Annotated in this window: 10 protein-coding genes; all 10 read right to left on the bottom strand. The window is 44.1% G+C overall.

The window, feature by feature from the left end; genetic code table 11:
• Positions 1 to 101 precede the first annotated feature (101 nt).
• A complete protein-coding gene (locus tag RA178_RS10345) occupies positions 102 to 329 on the bottom strand; it encodes an HTH-like domain-containing protein (protein ID WP_259579033.1) in 228 nt (75 codons plus the stop codon).
• 558 nt (positions 330 to 887) lie between these two features.
• Positions 888 to 1,421 carry a cell division protein ZapC gene (locus RA178_RS10340; protein WP_105252649.1) on the bottom strand — a complete coding sequence of 178 codons (534 nt, stop codon included), beginning with the start codon at positions 1,419 to 1,421 and terminating at the stop codon, positions 888 to 890.
• Positions 1,422 to 1,621: 200 nt separating this feature from the next.
• On the bottom strand, positions 1,622 to 2,641 hold the full coding sequence (pyrD, locus tag RA178_RS10335) for a quinone-dependent dihydroorotate dehydrogenase (protein ID WP_306685294.1): 1,020 nt from the start codon (positions 2,639 to 2,641) through the stop codon (positions 1,622 to 1,624).
• A gap of 63 nt (positions 2,642 to 2,704) precedes the next feature.
• Positions 2,705 to 7,549: an NAD-glutamate dehydrogenase gene (locus tag RA178_RS10330; protein WP_306685293.1), complete on the bottom strand. Its 4,845-nt coding sequence runs from the start codon at positions 7,547 to 7,549 to the stop codon at positions 2,705 to 2,707.
• Positions 7,550 to 7,813: 264 nt separating this feature from the next.
• A complete protein-coding gene (locus RA178_RS10325; protein ID WP_306685292.1) occupies positions 7,814 to 10,129 on the bottom strand; it encodes an efflux RND transporter permease subunit in 2,316 nt (771 codons plus the stop codon).
• A gap of 36 nt (positions 10,130 to 10,165) precedes the next feature.
• On the bottom strand, positions 10,166 to 11,182 hold the full coding sequence (locus RA178_RS10320; protein WP_263172001.1) for a WD40/YVTN/BNR-like repeat-containing protein: 1,017 nt from the start codon (positions 11,180 to 11,182) through the stop codon (positions 10,166 to 10,168).
• 54 nt (positions 11,183 to 11,236) lie between these two features.
• Entirely contained in the window at positions 11,237 to 12,601 is a 1,365-nt protein-coding gene (locus RA178_RS10315; RefSeq protein ID WP_198572303.1) for a DUF1329 domain-containing protein, read from the bottom strand.
• A gap of 13 nt (positions 12,602 to 12,614) precedes the next feature.
• The gene (locus RA178_RS10310; protein ID WP_105252651.1) at positions 12,615 to 14,657 is read right to left on the bottom strand and encodes a DUF1302 domain-containing protein; all 2,043 of its coding nucleotides are present in this window, start codon (positions 14,655 to 14,657) and stop codon (positions 12,615 to 12,617) included.
• Between the two features lie 338 nt (positions 14,658 to 14,995).
• On the bottom strand, positions 14,996 to 15,211 hold the full coding sequence (locus tag RA178_RS10305; protein ID WP_028759764.1) for a DUF2835 domain-containing protein: 216 nt from the start codon (positions 15,209 to 15,211) through the stop codon (positions 14,996 to 14,998).
• Positions 15,212 to 15,254: 43 nt separating this feature from the next.
• On the bottom strand, positions 15,255 to 17,804 hold the full coding sequence (gene pepN / locus RA178_RS10300) for an aminopeptidase N (protein ID WP_306685291.1): 2,550 nt from the start codon (positions 17,802 to 17,804) through the stop codon (positions 15,255 to 15,257).
• Positions 17,805 to 17,840: the final 36 nt, after the last annotated feature.

Genomic DNA, 17,840 nt, shown 5'->3' with positions numbered 1-17,840 from the left:
GCTCACCAAAACACATAACGCCCGCCACACACGCGAGCAACTTGTTGCGAGTCGAGCGCCCGAAGGGCGCGTTTGTGCTGGCGCTTGTTATAACGCAACGACTAAAGACCACGCTCTTTGATTATTTGAGCCAATTTTAAACCTTTAGCAAATTCAGTCTTATAACTTTCATTGCGGCCAATGGCTAAAGAAAACTCGATGGGATTGATATCTTTAAGTTGGTCAGCGTACTTAACTACAAGATACATGTTAACCCCGTCTTTATTTTTTTCTAAAGCGGCTTTGGCAACTTCATCTCTAATGTAATTCAACAGTTCTTGTTGATTCATCTCAACTCCGACTTGAACTTGCGTTATAACGTCTTAATATTTATGCGCTGCGCGTTTACCTCATTAGACCAGTAAAAACACGCATGGTTAACTAACTGTAATAAAAGGAACTTATCAGCTTTTGTTTAGATATGCCATCAGGAAAAACACTCATGCGCGTTTTTTCAAACCTATTATCTCAAGCTGTCAAAAAATAACTTGTTGATTATAAATGCTATATACATCGAAAAGACCGAACACCCACAGATTTTTTGCTTTTAGCGCTCCACAGACAACACTAAAAATCAAAACAAATCACCGTTAAATGTAATCTCTAATCTTTTGCATCTACAGACTACGCAAATGCTGAAAGGTGCGCCATGGTGATTGACGAGACGACCGTCCGCCCCATGGACGGGGCGGTCGAGCATCCAAGGACGGACTGGCTGCGAGTCGACGAGTGAATACCATGGCAAACCAGACTGCGTAGTGAGTTTAATACTAAAAGCAGGGCCAAATAGAGAAAACTAAGACTCACGAATTATCGGTAAGTGGTTAATATCAAAAACCAATGATGAGCTATGCCGCAACCACGTGGCGCTGTGCACGTAGTGGGTGTAAGCGATTATGCATCACTTTGATGGTCTCAAACTGCACCATGGTTTTAGCGCCCGACAACACACATTCAGGTGACAATAACATCACTAGCGCGGACTGTAGGGTATTTTCAACCACGAGGGCGAGTACTCTTTGCTTTTGGCATTTTAGCTCAAAGACTTTACCTACATCGCTATAAACACAGACATCACTGGTATCAAAAAACCATGATTTAGGCATTTGTGGTGTCAGCATAAAATGGGCTGCGGTGGCATTGAGCGCAATTTGAACAATAGCGGCATCGGACAAAGACAGGGTTTTAGGCAATCTATCGAGTAAGTTCATATAGAATTTGGCGTGCGCAATATTAAATTCCATGCTTGATAAGGCATCTGGAATGAGTAATTTTGCTTTATAAGACGTCAGAAATTCTATCTCGGAACCTAACGATACGCCTAATACACCATACGAATCGTTATATTTCCATTGCCAATCTTTTTGCGGCATTAATAACATAACGGTGACCCAATATTTGAACACTGGGACATAATAGTAGATATTTTATCCAATATCAAAATAAAAATAATAAAATACAAATTATTTAACAGTTACTTAGTCGATCTATTGTAGGATCTTAACAGCGATCTAAGGATCATTTTAGATCGCTGTTAAAGAATAAGATCTTATTTTAGATCGTTATATTAATCCTAAGATCATTATTTCAAGCGGTATGCATTTACTATTTCTTTAATTAACTTCGGACCTTGATAAATAAAACCCGAATAAATCTGAACCATAGTGGCGCCCGCATCGAATTTGGCTAAGGCATCTTCAGCGCTATTAATACCGCCCACACCGATGATCGGGATCTGCCCTTTCAAACAAATCGCCAATTGCTTAATCACTTTAGTAGACAGCTCTGTTAAGGGTTTGCCACTTAACCCGCCGCTTTCATTGGCGTTGGCAAGACCGCTAACACCATCACGTGTTAAAGTAGTATTGGTCGCAATTGCGCCATCAAATTTGTTTTTAATCAAAGCTTGCGCGATATTTTCAATTTCTTCGATGGTTAAATCTGGAGCAATTTTAAGCGCGATGGGCACGTATTTTTTATGCTTTTCGGCCAGATCAAGTTGCTTAGTTTTAATTGCGCTCAATAATTCATCTAATAGATCGCCATATTGTAGCGATCGTAATCCTGGGGTATTGGGTGATGAAATATTCACCGCAATATAAGCCGCATGGAGATAAACTTTATCCATGCAGATCAAATAATCGTCTTTACCTTGTTCTACTGGCGTGTCTTTATTTTTGCCAATATTGACGCCAACCATGATATTGGTCTTTTTAGCGATCAAATTTTTGACCAGATTATCGACCCCCTTATTATTAAACCCCATGCGATTAATGATGCCTTTGGCAGGCTTTAATCTAAATAGACGGGGTAAATCGTTACCAGGCTGTGGTCTTGGGGTCACTGTACCCACTTCAATATGACCAAATCCCATCGCATGAAAGGCATCAATCGATTCGCCATCCTTGTCCATACCGGCAGCAAGTCCCACTGGGTTAGGAAAGGTCAACCCCATAAAGCTGACAGGAGCGGGTGCAATCGTTTGTCCATATAGACACGTTAACGGGCTATTGGCGGTCATTTTTAAACTGCCTATAGCAAGATGGTGAGCTCGCTCAGGATCCATCTGAAACATGACTTTCTGTGCGATTTTATAAAACATGTACTTTCCTCGACCTAAAAAAAGCCCCGGCGATCGCCAGGGCTTCTGATTGTTATAATAAGTTTACTTTTGGCCTTCGCAATGAAGGATCAGAAGGTTAAGTTCACGTAGGGCGACAGAGAACTTAGCAAACTCATGGATTTGCGACGTTTTAAAGTCAGCTAGCATATGGAACCATCTTTCCAATAAGCCTTGATTTATCTCAATCCACTGAGAAATCACACTTTCGGCATCACAGGTTGCACTGCAGGTTCTTAAGACCACTGAACTCAATGCACGTTGTTGCCAATCTAACTCTTCCCTAAAGGCGGCACGAGCCAGTGCTTGCCAATGGTTCGCTACAGGTTGAGCGCTGATCTGTTCTAAGAACCAGTGCAGCTCAACGCGGGCGCCGAGTTTGAAGTAAGTTTCAGCCACTAATGCCACTGTCTTATCTTCTGTTTGCGCAATTTGGGCAATGTCTAAGGCAGAGAACAAGGTGCTCATGTTAGCCACAATCGTTGCAACAGCTTGTGGTACGTTTTCTTTGACCAAAGCATTGATCTCAGATTGGATACCCTTCGCTTCTTCTTCGACCAGATATAAATGAACATTATCTTTAATTTGTTCAAATACCGGTTTGAAGAAGGCAACGGTTTGTTCGATGCTCCAAGAGCGGTTACGGTGACGTAGGAACCAGCGGCTAGCACGACGCATATTGCGGCGTAACTGATGCAGCATTTCACCTTGAACCACAGCCGGAACTATGCCGTTTAAGTCAGTGATCGATTTAGTTAATTCAGCTAAACCAAATACTTCGCGAGCCATAGTGTAACAAATTGCCGCGTCGGCAACTGAGGCACCAGTCTCATCTTGCATACGTTGAACAAAATTCAAGCCCATGTCGTTGACGAGTTCATTGGCGAGTGAGGTCGCAATGATTTCGCCACGCAGTGGATGGGTTGCCATTTTGTCGCTGTATTTTTCCTGAAGTTTTTTCGGGAAATACGCGATAAGCAGTTGGCTTAACAGAGTATCTTCAGTGATTTCTGGCGTCACTAATTGCTCTTTCAGCACCATTTTCGCATAAGCAACCAATACTGATAGCTCTGGGCGCGTTAATGCACGACCACTGGCTAAACGTTCAGCTAGCTCATCGTCAGACGGTAAGAACTCTAACGCTCTGTCTAACTTGCCTTCTTTTTCCAGGTACTGGATAAAGCGGATCTGCTCTTTTAACTGCTCAGCACCGCGCACTTGAGTCACAGAGATGGTACGAGTTTGATCTTTACAGTCTTGTAGTACGATTTGGCCGACTTCTTCAGTCATTTCTTCCAGTAAACGGTTGCGCTGCTTAAGCGTCAGTTCACCTTCAGTCACCATAGCGTTCAGCAAAATCTTGATGTTCACTTCGTTGTCTGAACAGTCCACACCACCAACGTTATCCACGAAGTCAGTGTTGATGCGGCCGCCATTAGACGCATATTCAATACGACCTAACTGAGTACAACCTAAGTTACCGCCCTCGCCGACTATCTTAGCGCGCAGTTCGCCACCGTTGACACGTAGAGCATCGTTGGCACGATCGCCGACTTCAGCGTGGGTTTCCCGTGAAGATTTCACATACGTACCGATACCGCCGTTCCAGATCAAATCCACTGGCATTTTCAACAGTTCTTTCATCAGCTCAGTTGGGGTCATAGAGGTTTTCTCTGTGGCCAACATTTGCTTCATCTCTGCCGATAATGGAATGGATTTAGATGAACGTAGGAAAATACCGCCACCTTTAGAAATCAACTTGCTGCTGTAGTCTTCCCAGCTTGAACGTGGCAGAGCGAATAAACGCGCCCGTTCATCATAACTTAATTCCGTATCCGGATTTGGATCGATAAAGATGTGCATGTGGTTAAAGGCTGCAACCAGTTTAGTGTGCTTAGACAACAACATACCGTTACCGAATACGTCGCCCGCCATGTCACCTATACCTAAACAGGTAAAGTCTGTGGTTTGGCAATCAATACCAACTTCGCGGAAATGACGCTTAACCGATTCCCAGCCGCCTTTGGCCGTGATACCCATTTTCTTATGGTCATAACCGTTGCTGCCACCCGATGCGAATGCATCACCGAGCCAGAAGCGGTATTCGAGGGAAATCGAGTTCGCGATATCAGAGAATGTCGCTGTACCTTTATCGGCTGCTACCACTAAATATGGGTCATCTTCATCGTGACGAACCACATCCAATGGATGGACGATTTCACCGTTCAAAATGTTATCGGTAATATCGAGCAATGCACGGATAAAGATGCGGTAACATTCTTGACCTTCGGTGAAGAAAGCTTCACGGCCGCCTTCAGTTGGCAATTGTTTACAAACAAAGCCACCTTTAGCACCCACAGGCACAATCACAGTGTTTTTCACTTGCTGTGCTTTTACCAGACCTAATACTTCGGTACGGAAGTCTTCACGACGATCTGACCAACGCAGACCACCACGAGCCACTTTACCGTAACGTAAATGCACACCTTCAACCCGTGGCGAATAAACGAATATTTCGAATTTCGGCAGTGGACGTGGCATTTCAGGGATCAGTGAAGGCATGAATTTAAACGAGATATAACTCTTAGATTCGCCTTTGGCATCCAGTTGGTAGAAGTTGGTACGCAGAGTGGCGTTAATCAAGTCTAAATAACGACGAATAATACGGTCATCATCTAAGCTAGACACTTCGTCTAAACGTAAATTGATCTGCTCCAAAAACTTGCCCAGAGTACGGGTTTTCAGTTTAGGGTTAAATTTACGGATGAACATCTTCACCAACAAATCAGCGATTTGTGGGTAACGACCGAAGGTTTCTTCAATATATGACTGACTGAAAGTCGCATCGATTTGACGCATGTATTTCGCATAAGCGCGCAATACAGAGACTTCACGGCCAGTTAAACCAGATGCCAGAATAATGCGGTTGAAGCCGTCATCTTCTAACTTCTTTTGCCACACTTGTGACAGTGCAGTTTGGAATCTATCTTGGCTATCAGCGATGTTATCTGTGTTGACGACTTTAACTGTCATCAAGAAGTCTAAGATCCAGAAGGTAGAACCGTCTGAAGTCGTGACTTCATATGGACGCTCGTTGATCACGCGCAGACCAAAGTTTTCGAGCATTGGCAGCACGTCAGAAAGATGAATAGGCTCATCTTTATGGAATAGCTTTAAACGCACTTTATTGTCGTTCAGCGCAGCTTCCTGCGGTTGATAGAACAACATGCCGAGCTTGTGTTCATCATCCAGTGCTTCGAGCTGTTGCATGTCGACGACGGCAGAACTTGGCAATACGTCTTCTTTATAGCTTTGCTCGAACGCATTGAAATAACGCTTAGTCAGATGAGTGCCAGCTTCTTCGCCGAGTGCACTGTTAAGCGCAGTGCTTAACTTATCTTCCCACGAACGTGCCGCTTCTATTAAGTTGTTCTCTATGGCAGCCACATCTACATCCATATTATTGTTATCAACTTTGACTATGTAGTGAGTGCGGGCTAGCGTCGACTCGGAAAAATAAGTCGTAAACTCTACATCTTCTTTGCTGTTAAAGTGCTGGGCCAGAATACGTTGAGTATCTTGGCGGAGTTTAGTGTTGTAACGATCCTTAGAAACGTACACTAAACAGGATAAGAAACGGCCAAAGCCATCTTTGCGTACAAAGAGTTTCAGCTTGTCTCTGTCTTGCATTTCTAACACGCCATGAGCCATGTGCGATAAATCATCAACATTGGCTTGAATTAGCTCGTCACGAGGTAAATTCTCAAGGATGTTTAGCAGGGCTTTATAGTCGTGTGAACGTGGGGTCAAGCCTGAACGATCTAACACACGCTGCACTTTTTCATTCAGCAGTGGGATTTCACGTGGGCTACGGTTATACAGGTTTGACGCATATAAACCGATAAATCTATCTTCGCCAATCACATTGCCTTTCTTATCGAAACGCTTAATACCGATATAATCGACATAAGCTGGGCGATGCACGCGGCTCTTAGCACTGCTCTTAGTGAGGATCAGTAAGCTGTGGTCTAAGGCTTCTTTGCGGGCACTATCGGAGAAGCTAGATAACAACAAACCTTGCTCAGGTTGCGCTTTAGTGTGCTTGTTCATCAAACCTAAGCTAGAGGCGATATTAGGCACTAACTCAACGTCACCTTCGACACGTTTCAAATCGTATTGACGGTAACCTAATAGCGTAAAGTGATGATTATTCAAGTAAGTCAGGAAGTTAATCGCTTCTTCTAACTCTTGCTTATCGCCCGGGAACGGACGTTTTGGCAATTCCTTGATCATCTCAGCCAACTTGGCAGACATGACTTCCCAGTCGTTAACTGATGAAGCGACATCGGCAAGCACAGACTGAATTTCGCGCTCTAATGCTTTGATATCGACCGTGCTGCTTTGACGGTCAATTTCAATCAAAAATACGGCGACATGCTCAGTGCTTTCAGGGCTCTGATTAAGATAAGTGACATTCGTCACACCACTTTCTGAACGCTCAATCGCCAGTGGAGTGTGCAACATCATGTGAGCAGTAATACCCATTCGCTTCAATGCCATACCAACTGAATCGACCAAGAATGGCATGTCAGGTTGGATAACTTCAATGATCGAGTGAGTCGATTGCCAGCCGTGTTTGGCTTGGCTAGGATTGAACACTCTTAGATGAGTGTTACCTTTTGGCGTTTTGTTCAGGGCGTTCCATAAACTGAGAACCGCACCGTATAAATCACTGTCATTACGCGCATTGAGATCGTCTTTCGACATGTGGGCATAAAGGCAGGTGGCGAACTGTTCAACTTGCTTGGCTTGTGAATTAGGGACTTTAGCGTGAATTAAACTGACTACATTTTCAAGTAGTACTGAAGGCATTGCATCTTTCAAGGCCATGTTGCTGTTTCCTTAAGCGTCTATGGCAGCGCTTTTTTCATTATTTGGATGCTTCGGCTTAACAATCGCAGATAAATTAATGTGATCTAGATCGTCGCGCGAAGTTTATTACTAAAACCGCTGTATTTCGAGGAAAATTTTAGTGGTACATCCTCTTGAAATCCAGTATTGGCGTAAACAAGGAATGACAAATGACCAAACAATCGATAAAGCAGACTAAGTATTCAAAAGTAAATGGGGAGCTTAGCTCCCCATTTGTAGACTCTACTTAGGTTGGCGCCAGAAAATGGCGGCCAATGCAGGTAGGATAATTATGGCACCGAGCATATTTACCACAAACATGAATGTTAACAATATTCCCATGTCCATTTGGAATTTAAGTGCCGAGAAGAACCAAGTACTGACACCAATCGCCAATGTAAGGCCCGTAAAGATCACCGCACTACCCCGTTCGACCAACGCCTCATAGTAAGCCTGTTGCACTGGCATACCATTTGATAGCTTAGACGACATAGTCGAGAGGATATAAATACCGTAATCCACACCAATACCAACCCCCAGTGCAATGACAGGTAAGGTACTGACAGCTAAGCCAATATCGAGCTGAGTCATCAAGGCTTGTGCCAGTGTCGACACGACATATAACGGAATAATGACCGCCACAGTGGCTTTAAAAGATTTAAAGCTGATTAAGCAGAGTACAAACACTGCACCATAGACGTATATCATCATAGGTAACTGCGCCTCGGCCACCGCTTCGTTAGTCGCTGCCATTACACCCACAGGACCCGACGCCAGTTTAAACTGCAACTTCTCGTTGTCCATTTTCGCGGCGACGGCTTTAACCTTAGCGACCACAGTTTCTATGGTTTCGGCCTTGTGATCTTTCATAAACAGATACACAGGCATGACAGAACAATCGCCATTTAATAAACCTGAAGTCGTGGGAATTTGGCCAATGGCCTGTACTAAGCTCGCCGTTGTACGCGGCAACACTTCCCATCTTGGATTGCCTTCGTTGAAGCCTGCATTCACTTTTTTAGCGACTGACGCCAGACTCACAGTCGACTCCACCCCAGAGGTATTGCGTACTAACCATTCAAACTGATCAATTTGAGTGAGCACATCGTGGTAAGTACAGGCTTCAGGTGCTGCCTCAACAATCACAGTCATCACATCTGTGGTGATAGAGAAATGATCTGTGATGAAGAAGGTATCGAGGTTATAACGCGAATCTTGATGTAACGCTGGCGCGCCGCCCTGTAAGTCACCAATCTTCATCTGATTGGCTTGTTGCAAACCCACAAAATACAACACCACAGTGGCAATAATGACTACCACAGCATATTTAGGCGTCGCAAAACGCGCCATGAAGCGCCAAATAGCCTCAGTTCGCACTTCTTCAGCAGTTGGTTCTGCGTGTTTATTGACTTTGATTTCAGTAAAAGAAATCACCAAAGGCAACAGGATAAGGTTAGTGAAAATGATCACGCCCACACCGAGCGAGGCAGAAATCGCCAGCTCGCGAATAATCCCAATATCGATAAATAACAGGGTAATAAAACCAACAGTATCGGACAGTAATGCCACACCACCCGGCACTAATAAACTACGAAATGCCGACGCCGAAGCCGCTTTTGTCGTTTGCCCGTCGAGCACTCGACGCCGTACAGCGTTGATGATCTGCACCCCGTGGCTCACACCGATGGCGAAGACTAAAAACGGTACCAGAATCGACATAGGATCGAGACCGAAACCTATCACAGTCAATAAACCAAGCTGCCAGACCACAGCCGTTAAACTGCAGACCAGTGGCAGCATGGTCAAGATGATGGATTTAGAAAAGAGGTAAACCATGATGGCAGTGACCAAAATCGCGATCACGAAGAACAGCAACACGCCCTTAGCGCCATCAGCCACATCCCCGGCCATTTTGGCGAAACCTATGATGTGAATTTTAACCTTATCGGTTTCGAACTTGCCCCTAAGCTCTTTTTCTAATTGTGCAGCAAAAGCAATGGTATCAAGCGGTTTACCCGTCTGTGGATCAAAATCCATTAATTGAGCCGACACCATAGCCGCACTGTAATCGTTAGCAATTAATCGGCCGACAATCCCTGCTTTTTCAATATTATCGCGAACCGTTTCTAACCCAGACACTGAAGTTGAAAAATCCGCTGGAATAACAGGCCCGCCAGCAAAACCATCCTCAACAACTTCAGTAAAACGAGTGGAAGGCGAAAAAATTGATTTCACCTGCGCACGGTCAACCCCTGGAATAAAAAACAGCTGATCATGCACATTTTTTAAGGTATCAAAATAGTTAGCATTAAAAATATTACCGCTGGTATCCTCAACCGCCACCATGATGCTGTTGGCACCACCAAAATCTTTTTGGTGTTTCAGGTAGGTCTGCATATAACTGTGCTGCAGTGGAATATTTTTGATAAAAGCCGCATCCATTTTGAGTTGACTGGCCTGATAGCCAAAAAACAACGTCAAAAACACAAAAATGCCGACGACCCATGCGCGATTGCGAAACAAAAATGACTCAAATCCGTTGACCAGTTTTTCTAACATCTTCTCGGCCCTGTTATTTATTGTAGTTTTAAAATTTTATGGCTTAAGAATAAACAGCCCTTGGCTGCCGGATAACCACATATTCCCTTGATTATCCTTCGCAATAGACACTAAGTTTTCTCCTTGGCGACGAGTCACGATACTGCTAGTGTCATCCTCATTTAGCTTGATCACTATCCCCGCATTTCCCACTAAATATAGCGCGTCGTCAGAAACAACCATGGCACCGTTGATTGAGGATTGCACCGGCAGTTCAATTTGATTCCATTGGCTTAAACTCACATCAGCTTTGAATATATGACCGCGAAGGCCCATCACATACACAGCATTTTTCGTTTCTACGGCGTTAAACATAGAACCATCGTAATCAAAATTGGTACGCGTAAATGTTTTACCTTGATCGCCAGAAACAGCGACTAAGCCCAGCTCGCCAACCAATAATAAACGTCCATCGGTTAAGGTTAAAATACGATTAAAGTGCGGCAATAATGAAGCGCGCGCACTCAAATAGGCCGATTGATCGCTGCCTTTTAACTCCGCCAAATAAGCCACATCTTCTTCAGCTAAAAGCTCCTCATGGAACTCCTCGCGCCACTGGGCACCGCCATCATTGGTACGATAAAACAAACCGTAAGCACCAATGGCAATACCATTGTTTTCGTCTAAAAACACCACATCGAGGAATGGCTTTTCAATCTCGGGCGAATGCATCTGCTGCTGCCAAGTTTGACCGCCATCCTGAGTCTGTAAAATGGTTGCATCATGACCTACAGCCCAACCGCGTTTTTCATTGAGGAAAAAGACTTTGGTCAGCTGTGAACTCACGGGCGTTGCCACTTGATGCCAACTGCCGTCATACACCAGAGCATGACCACGTTCACCCACAGCCACTAAACCTGCGCCTACGTTGGCAATATCTAAAATCAAAGATGAAACAGCAAGAGGTTGAACTTGAGAAAAAATCGGATCAGAGGGCGTTGCAGATAACGTAGAAGGAAAAAAAGCGCCACCGAAACTTAATACAGCGACACACTGAAGGATGCGAAACGACATACAAACTTCCTTAAACTAATGAGGGGCGCTAAGCGCCCCTTTGTACGTGGCCTATTAACGGATACCTTCACGACGCAATGCATCGGGGGTAAAGTTAGCTTCAGTCAGTTTGGCATCGAAGTTATACATGCCACTTTGGTTGTCTAAGCCCATGGCGAGATAACGACGGGATTGCAAATCATGGAAGACTTCTAAAGTATCCCACTGTGCAGGTACTTCGTAGTAATTCAAGCCATGCGCAACGGCCACACGATACAACTGATCACGGTTGTCGTAGAGATCGGCGATTGACACTTGCCATGAATCTTCATCAAGGTACATATCGCGCACTTTATAAATGTGGCGCATACCATCTTTCAGCGTCGCCCTCACTTGCCATACGCGGTGTTTTTCCCAACGAACGTATTCAGGATTCACATGACCAGGTTTCAATATTTGGTCATATTTCAGCTTATCCGAATGCAGTTTGTAATCGTTGTACGGGATATAAATTTCTTTTTTGCCTACCAGTTCCCAGTTGTAACGCACTGGAGAGCCGTTAAACATATCGAAATCATCTGTCGTACGCAGACCATCTGACACTGTACCCGGTGTATCAAAAGCCACGTTCGGCGCTTTACGTACTCGACGTTGACCTGTGTTATAGGTCCAAGCTTGGCGGGGAAGCGCCTCTTGATCCATGGTTTCTTTAACCAATAAGGCTGTACCTGCTAAACGTGCAGGCTGAGTCACCACTTGCTTAAAGTAGAACAGCGTATTGCTGGCTTTAAGCTGATCTAAGGTAATTTCTGGACGAGAATATTCGAAGCGAATTTCCTCAGCCGTTTCGACTAAGCTATAGCTACCATCGGCTGTCGGTGCAGCTTGGCTACGGGAAGTTTCGATATCGATACCACGAAAACGCAAAATGTGGTTCCAAATTGCTTCTAAACCATTTGCAGGGATCGGGAATGGAATACCAATAGCCGCGCCAGAAATACCATTGCCCTGTGCAATCAGTTCAGCACGAGTCGCGTTAACTTTAGTCGCATCGTAAACGAACTGTGGTACAGAGGCGCTACGGCGAGTCTTATACACATTCATCTTGTAGGTATCAGGATAAAGTTCGAACAACTTCATCTGACCCGGCGTTAAAAAATCTTTATATTGCGCTTTGTTAGCATTGGTAATAGTAAATTCAATCTTATCCTCAGGGAAAGGATCTGGGTGGTGCATCCCTTTGGTATAACCCGCCACAGGCTTAGTGATACCACCATCCCACGCAGGAATAGAACCATCAGCATTACCTGCTTTTTCAGCACCTAAAGGGGTAAGTTCATTGCCAAGTTTTGCCGCATCAGCTTCTGATATCTTAGCCATAGCGACTGGCGCTGCGAACGCCAGCATGACTGCACTCGCCAATATCGTCAGTTTCTTCATTGTTTGAGTCCTTTTAGATCGAATACTTGATATTGAATGAAACATAATCACGATCTGCCATCGCATTCGTCGTACCGACACCGCCAAAGAAATTGTTATAGGAGATATCTGCACCCCAGCGGTTTTGATAGTCGAAGTTAACGCCTAGCGCGACAGACTTACGCCCTTCCGTGAACAGGAACATAGGATCAGGTGTAATACCATCAACGTCATGGGAGAAAATCACCCGTGGAGACATATTGACCCCAGCAAATACGTTGTTGAAATCCGCCTTTCCAACTAAACGGTATCCCCAAGCAAAGTCGGTTGGGAACGGGTTAGTTTCAGGACCATTGTGCAAGGCTTGAATGATGCCGGGCATATCTGGGTTGCCGCCAGAACGTGACGTACCAGGACCATTGAGACGTAGCTCATCAAAACCTGGCATATCATGGATCCACACACCACCCACTTCGGCCAACATAGTCAAGTTATCTAAACCTAACGTTGGACCAAATAAATGGGTGAAAGTCATCTGCGCCTGAGTGGTATCAAGACGGATAAAGCCATCCACGGTTTCACCCGGCTTAACATCTTTAATCTGTGAAATACCATCGAGATCTGGACGAAGACCAGCGTTAGCTAACTGCTGTGGCATACCTGCAAACAATAATTCTACGTCATCGATTTGCAGTGGTTCATCCTGACGATGGGCAATTTCAGCCGCGACAGAGGTATCACCAACCAAAGTATTGAAACTGAAACCGTAAAGCTTGATATCCTCTGGATAAACGATTTGCGCCTTAGAGAAACTCTTCAAATTGAGCAGCAATTCACGATCAATGTTACCCGAGTTTTGACCTATGGTCGCCAGATCAGACAAAAGTGCACCCGTGCTAAAATCGGCGGCAGTACCACTGATAAGCGGACGACGGCTATGGTAATTCATGAAATAAAAACCAAATTCGGTTTCACCCAGTGAAGGCGCGTAATAACCCAGCTTAATACCATATTGGCCATCATTGCTTGGCTCAGCCTCATCCTGCACTAGCGTCACTTTTGTTGGGTAGGCTAAGGCCATAGAAACCAATTGCTGTGTCGGAATAGATTGGCCGCTGGCAATCATGCCCGCTAAACGCTCGTATTCTTGCATCACAAAGTCTAAATTGATGTCAGGGTTAGCATTAAACCCAAGCTGAGCGTTTTGAGCGTAACCACCGAAACCCGCAAAATCGTTAGTCGCAAAAATAGAACCCGGTGTTGGAACCCAAATAGGTTGCCAATCATATTGATAGAATGCTTCTACCGTTAATGAATCCGTCAAACCAAGGGAAGCCCACACCATACCTTGCGGTCTGAACGCTTCTTTGAGTTCAGCACCAGGCGCGTTAAGTATGTTCAAGTCAACGGCGTTGATTTCACTGATCCCATGGGCAATCAGTGTACTTTCACCCCATGACACCACTTGATTACCTACACGAATAGATAATGGATTAGCGCCATCGTTGAGGTCAAAGTTGCCATACACAAACGCATCGAGTAAGCGAATATCTTTACATTGAACTTCTGAAGCACGGTTATCTTCGCAAGGGTCAAACTCTTTGCCCGTTATCGGATCATTAAAATCATAATTACCGTCATTGAGTTTACGATCATAGAAATACATACCACGGGCGAATAAACCGTAGTTTTTGTATTTCAATGACAATTCATGCAAACCTTTAACGATTTCGGACGTAGTATCGCCTTGAGAATAAAGTAAATTACTTAAGTCATTGTTACTGGAATACGATCCGGGCTGGGCCCAAATCTCAGCAGAAGTGTATTTAGTATTGCCAAATGCGCTGTAATTAGACCAATCGAATTGGGGTTGATTAACCTTACCAATTTGACCTTCCCAATCGCGCTCCCCTACACGCCAGCTCGCACCAGCAGTCCAAGTTGAGTCAAATGTGCCCTCAACCTCTCCCCAATTAAAAGATACTGCATTAACGCTTGGGATCATTAACAAACTCAATGCCGACGCCACCCCCAAAGCAAGCGCCGATTTGTTAAAACTATTTTTAACAATTTTCATTTTAGCTCTCCGTACCCTGCTGGATTCTTTGTTTTAGGAATTACAACCAACATCTTGTTAGCTCACAGGTAACATCATTGTTACAGCAATTAATCCCCTTGAGCAAGGCGCAGTTAGAGAAAATTTTCTAAAGAATTAAGCATGTAGGTACATTTGTACCGTTAACTAAAAAGGAGAGATTTAAATTAGCGAAAAGCAGAATAGGAATGAAACATAAAAACACATTAAAAAATCATATAATTCATTAACATATTTAAAAATAAAATATCACAAAGCGAGCTTAGTAATCAGCCGACCGTTTAAAGTAATTGCTCTAAGTAAAGATAAACAAATTAAGACTAAACTCGATTTAATGAAACAAATTGTCCCTTGTCATCTAAAACCAATTTGAAATAGCCTTGAATGCCATTTTCGGTTAAAAAACGCCTAAAATGACGGCCATTAATCCACAAAATCCGCCCTTGAGTTTCACGAACCTCAACTTTATCGGCAAGCCCTTGATAATAAGGTAAGAAATCTCGATAACTGATCGATAGTTTGAAATACAGTTCCATAATATCAGGGCAGTACAGACTGCTGCCCTCCTCCTACAAACTGCTATTTTGCCAATGCTTTAGAGACTTTTTCGTACATATCCTTAGATAAGTCAGGCAAAGCCAAAAGTTGCCCTAAACAGGCTTTTATCAAGGTTTGGCGGCCTAAGTCGAATTTATGATACTGGATCAATGGCGTCACCATACGGGCCGCAACCTGCGGATTGAGCTTATTAAGGGTCATTAAGCATTCGGTTAAGAAAGCATAACCCTTACCGTCTCTATGGTGGAATTGATAAATATTACCGGCAGCAAAACTGCCCACTAAAGCACGCACTCGGTTTGGATTGCTCATACTAAAGCACTTGTGTTGCTGCAACTGACGCAAACACTCAATCACATCATCTGCATCACGGGTCGCTTGCAACATAAACCATTTATCCATCACCAATGGTGTATCCTGCCAACGTAGCTCAAATGTCGTCATCAGTTCATCACGACAAGGTAAATTCCCAACATTGGCTGCCGTCAACGCACCAAGAGAATCCGTCATATTACTGGCGTTATCGAACTGAGAAATCACTAACCCCTCAGCCTCATCCGACACCCGAGCTAACCAAGTTAAACACTGATTTTTAAGGGCTCTTGCCTGCGTACTCTCTACTGCGACTAAAGAACGATATAGCGCAATCAATTCATCTTCACTATGTGAAGCGAGCTCTATTAGTACAAATTCACGTGCTAAAGCTAACGCATCTAGATCAACATTCTCTGTTTGCTCAATCAAAGCCGAAGCCGTAGGTATCGCTAATATTTCGGCGATCAATGCCGGATCAAGCTCAGTGTCTAACAACACACCTTTAAAACTATCGCGCACACGGGGATCGAGAGCCATAGCTTGTTGCTGTTGTAAACTCGCCACATTTTGCCAAATAGCTTGGCTCACTAAGGTCACAGAAGCTTCCCAACGCGCCACTTCGCTGCTAGCAAAACGCATCAAGTGAACGAGTTGATCCACATTGAATCGATATTGTAATTTGACGGGCGCGGAAAAGTTTTGCAATAACGAAGCGACGGGTTTATGAGTGAATCCATCAAAGCTAAACACTTGTTCAGCTTGAGTAAAATCGAGAATTTCATTCACTAAAGAATGGCCCTTTGCATCTAAGAGCTCTAAGCTAAACGGAATATGCAGCGGTGATGCACAGTTCGCTAGACTTTGTTTAAGGGTCAATTGATAAACGCCCGTTTGCGCATCAAAACTGTCCATCGCAGTCACAATCGGCGTACCGGCTTGGCTATACCATAAACGGAATTGGGTTAAATCCACTCCGCTGGCATCTTCCATTGCCGCCACAAAATCATCACAGGTGACAGCTTGGCCGTCGTGGCGTTTAAAATACAGTTTCATTCCCGCCTGAAACTTTTCTTCGCCGAGCAAAGTGTGCATCATGCGGATGACTTCAGCGCCCTTGTTATACACAGTCACAGTGTAGAAATTATTCATCTCAATGACGGATTCTGGACGAATAGGATGGGACATAGGGCCAGAATCTTCTGCAAACTGCTGATTTTTTATCACTTTAATTGCGTGAATTCGATTCACAGCACGAGAGCCTAAATCTGAGCTAAATTCTTGATCGCGAAAAACCGTTAAGCCTTCTTTCAAACTTAACTGGAACCAATCGCGGCACGTTACGCGGTTTCCTGTCCAATTATGGAAATACTCATGGCCTACAACCGATTCAATGCCGTGATAATCCTCGTCGGTGGCCGTTAAGGTATCTGCGAGCACATATTTAGTGTTAAAGATATTTAAGCCTTTGTTTTCCATCGCACCCATATTGAAAAAGTCGACGGCCACTATCATGTAAATATCTAAATCATACTCAAGATCAAAACGGCTCTCATCCCATGCCATGGATTTCTTAAGTGATGCCATCGCATGGTGTGCTTTATGTAAATTACCTTTATCAACGAACACTTGCAGGATCACTTTACGGCGACTGCGAGTAATGAACTCATCTTGCAATAGATCAAAATCGCCAGCGACTAATGCAAATAAATACGCTGGTTTTGGAAATGGATCTTGCCAGCAAACATAATGGCGTCCGTCATCTAACTCACCTTGATCAATCAAATTACCGTTACTCAGTAAAAACGGGAATGCGGCTCTATCGGCTTCGATACGAACAGTGTATTTAGCTAATACATCAGGGCGATCAAGGAAATAAGTGATACGTCGAAAGCCCTCTGCCTCGCATTGCGTGCAGTAGGCGCCATCGGACATATAGAGCCCTTCAAGGCTCGAATTAGCTTCTGGATCGAGCTTAGTGATAATGTTCAGCTCAAACTCATCAAGCTCAGTTTCTAGAACTAATTGACCCGCACTTACATGGTAAGGCACAGCATCACCATTAACAGTCAGCGAAACAACGGTCAAATCTTCGCCATCCAACACTAAGGCTTGTGCATGTTTTGAAGTGCGTTTTATACGACTGATCGCCTGCACTTGGGTTTCATTGCCTGCCAAATTAAAAGCTAAATCGATAGTCTCTATCGTAAAAAGTGGCGCTTGATAATCTTTTAAGTATTTTGCTTGAGCTTGTGTCATTTCGATCCCTTTAACGCTGATCTAAATAAGAAAAAA

Source organism: Shewanella oncorhynchi, assembly GCF_030848765.1.
GTDB lineage: Bacteria > Pseudomonadota > Gammaproteobacteria > Enterobacterales > Shewanellaceae > Shewanella > Shewanella oncorhynchi.
The sequence above is the reverse complement of the archived record's forward strand: the minus strand, read 5'-3'. Positions and strand labels throughout refer to the sequence as shown.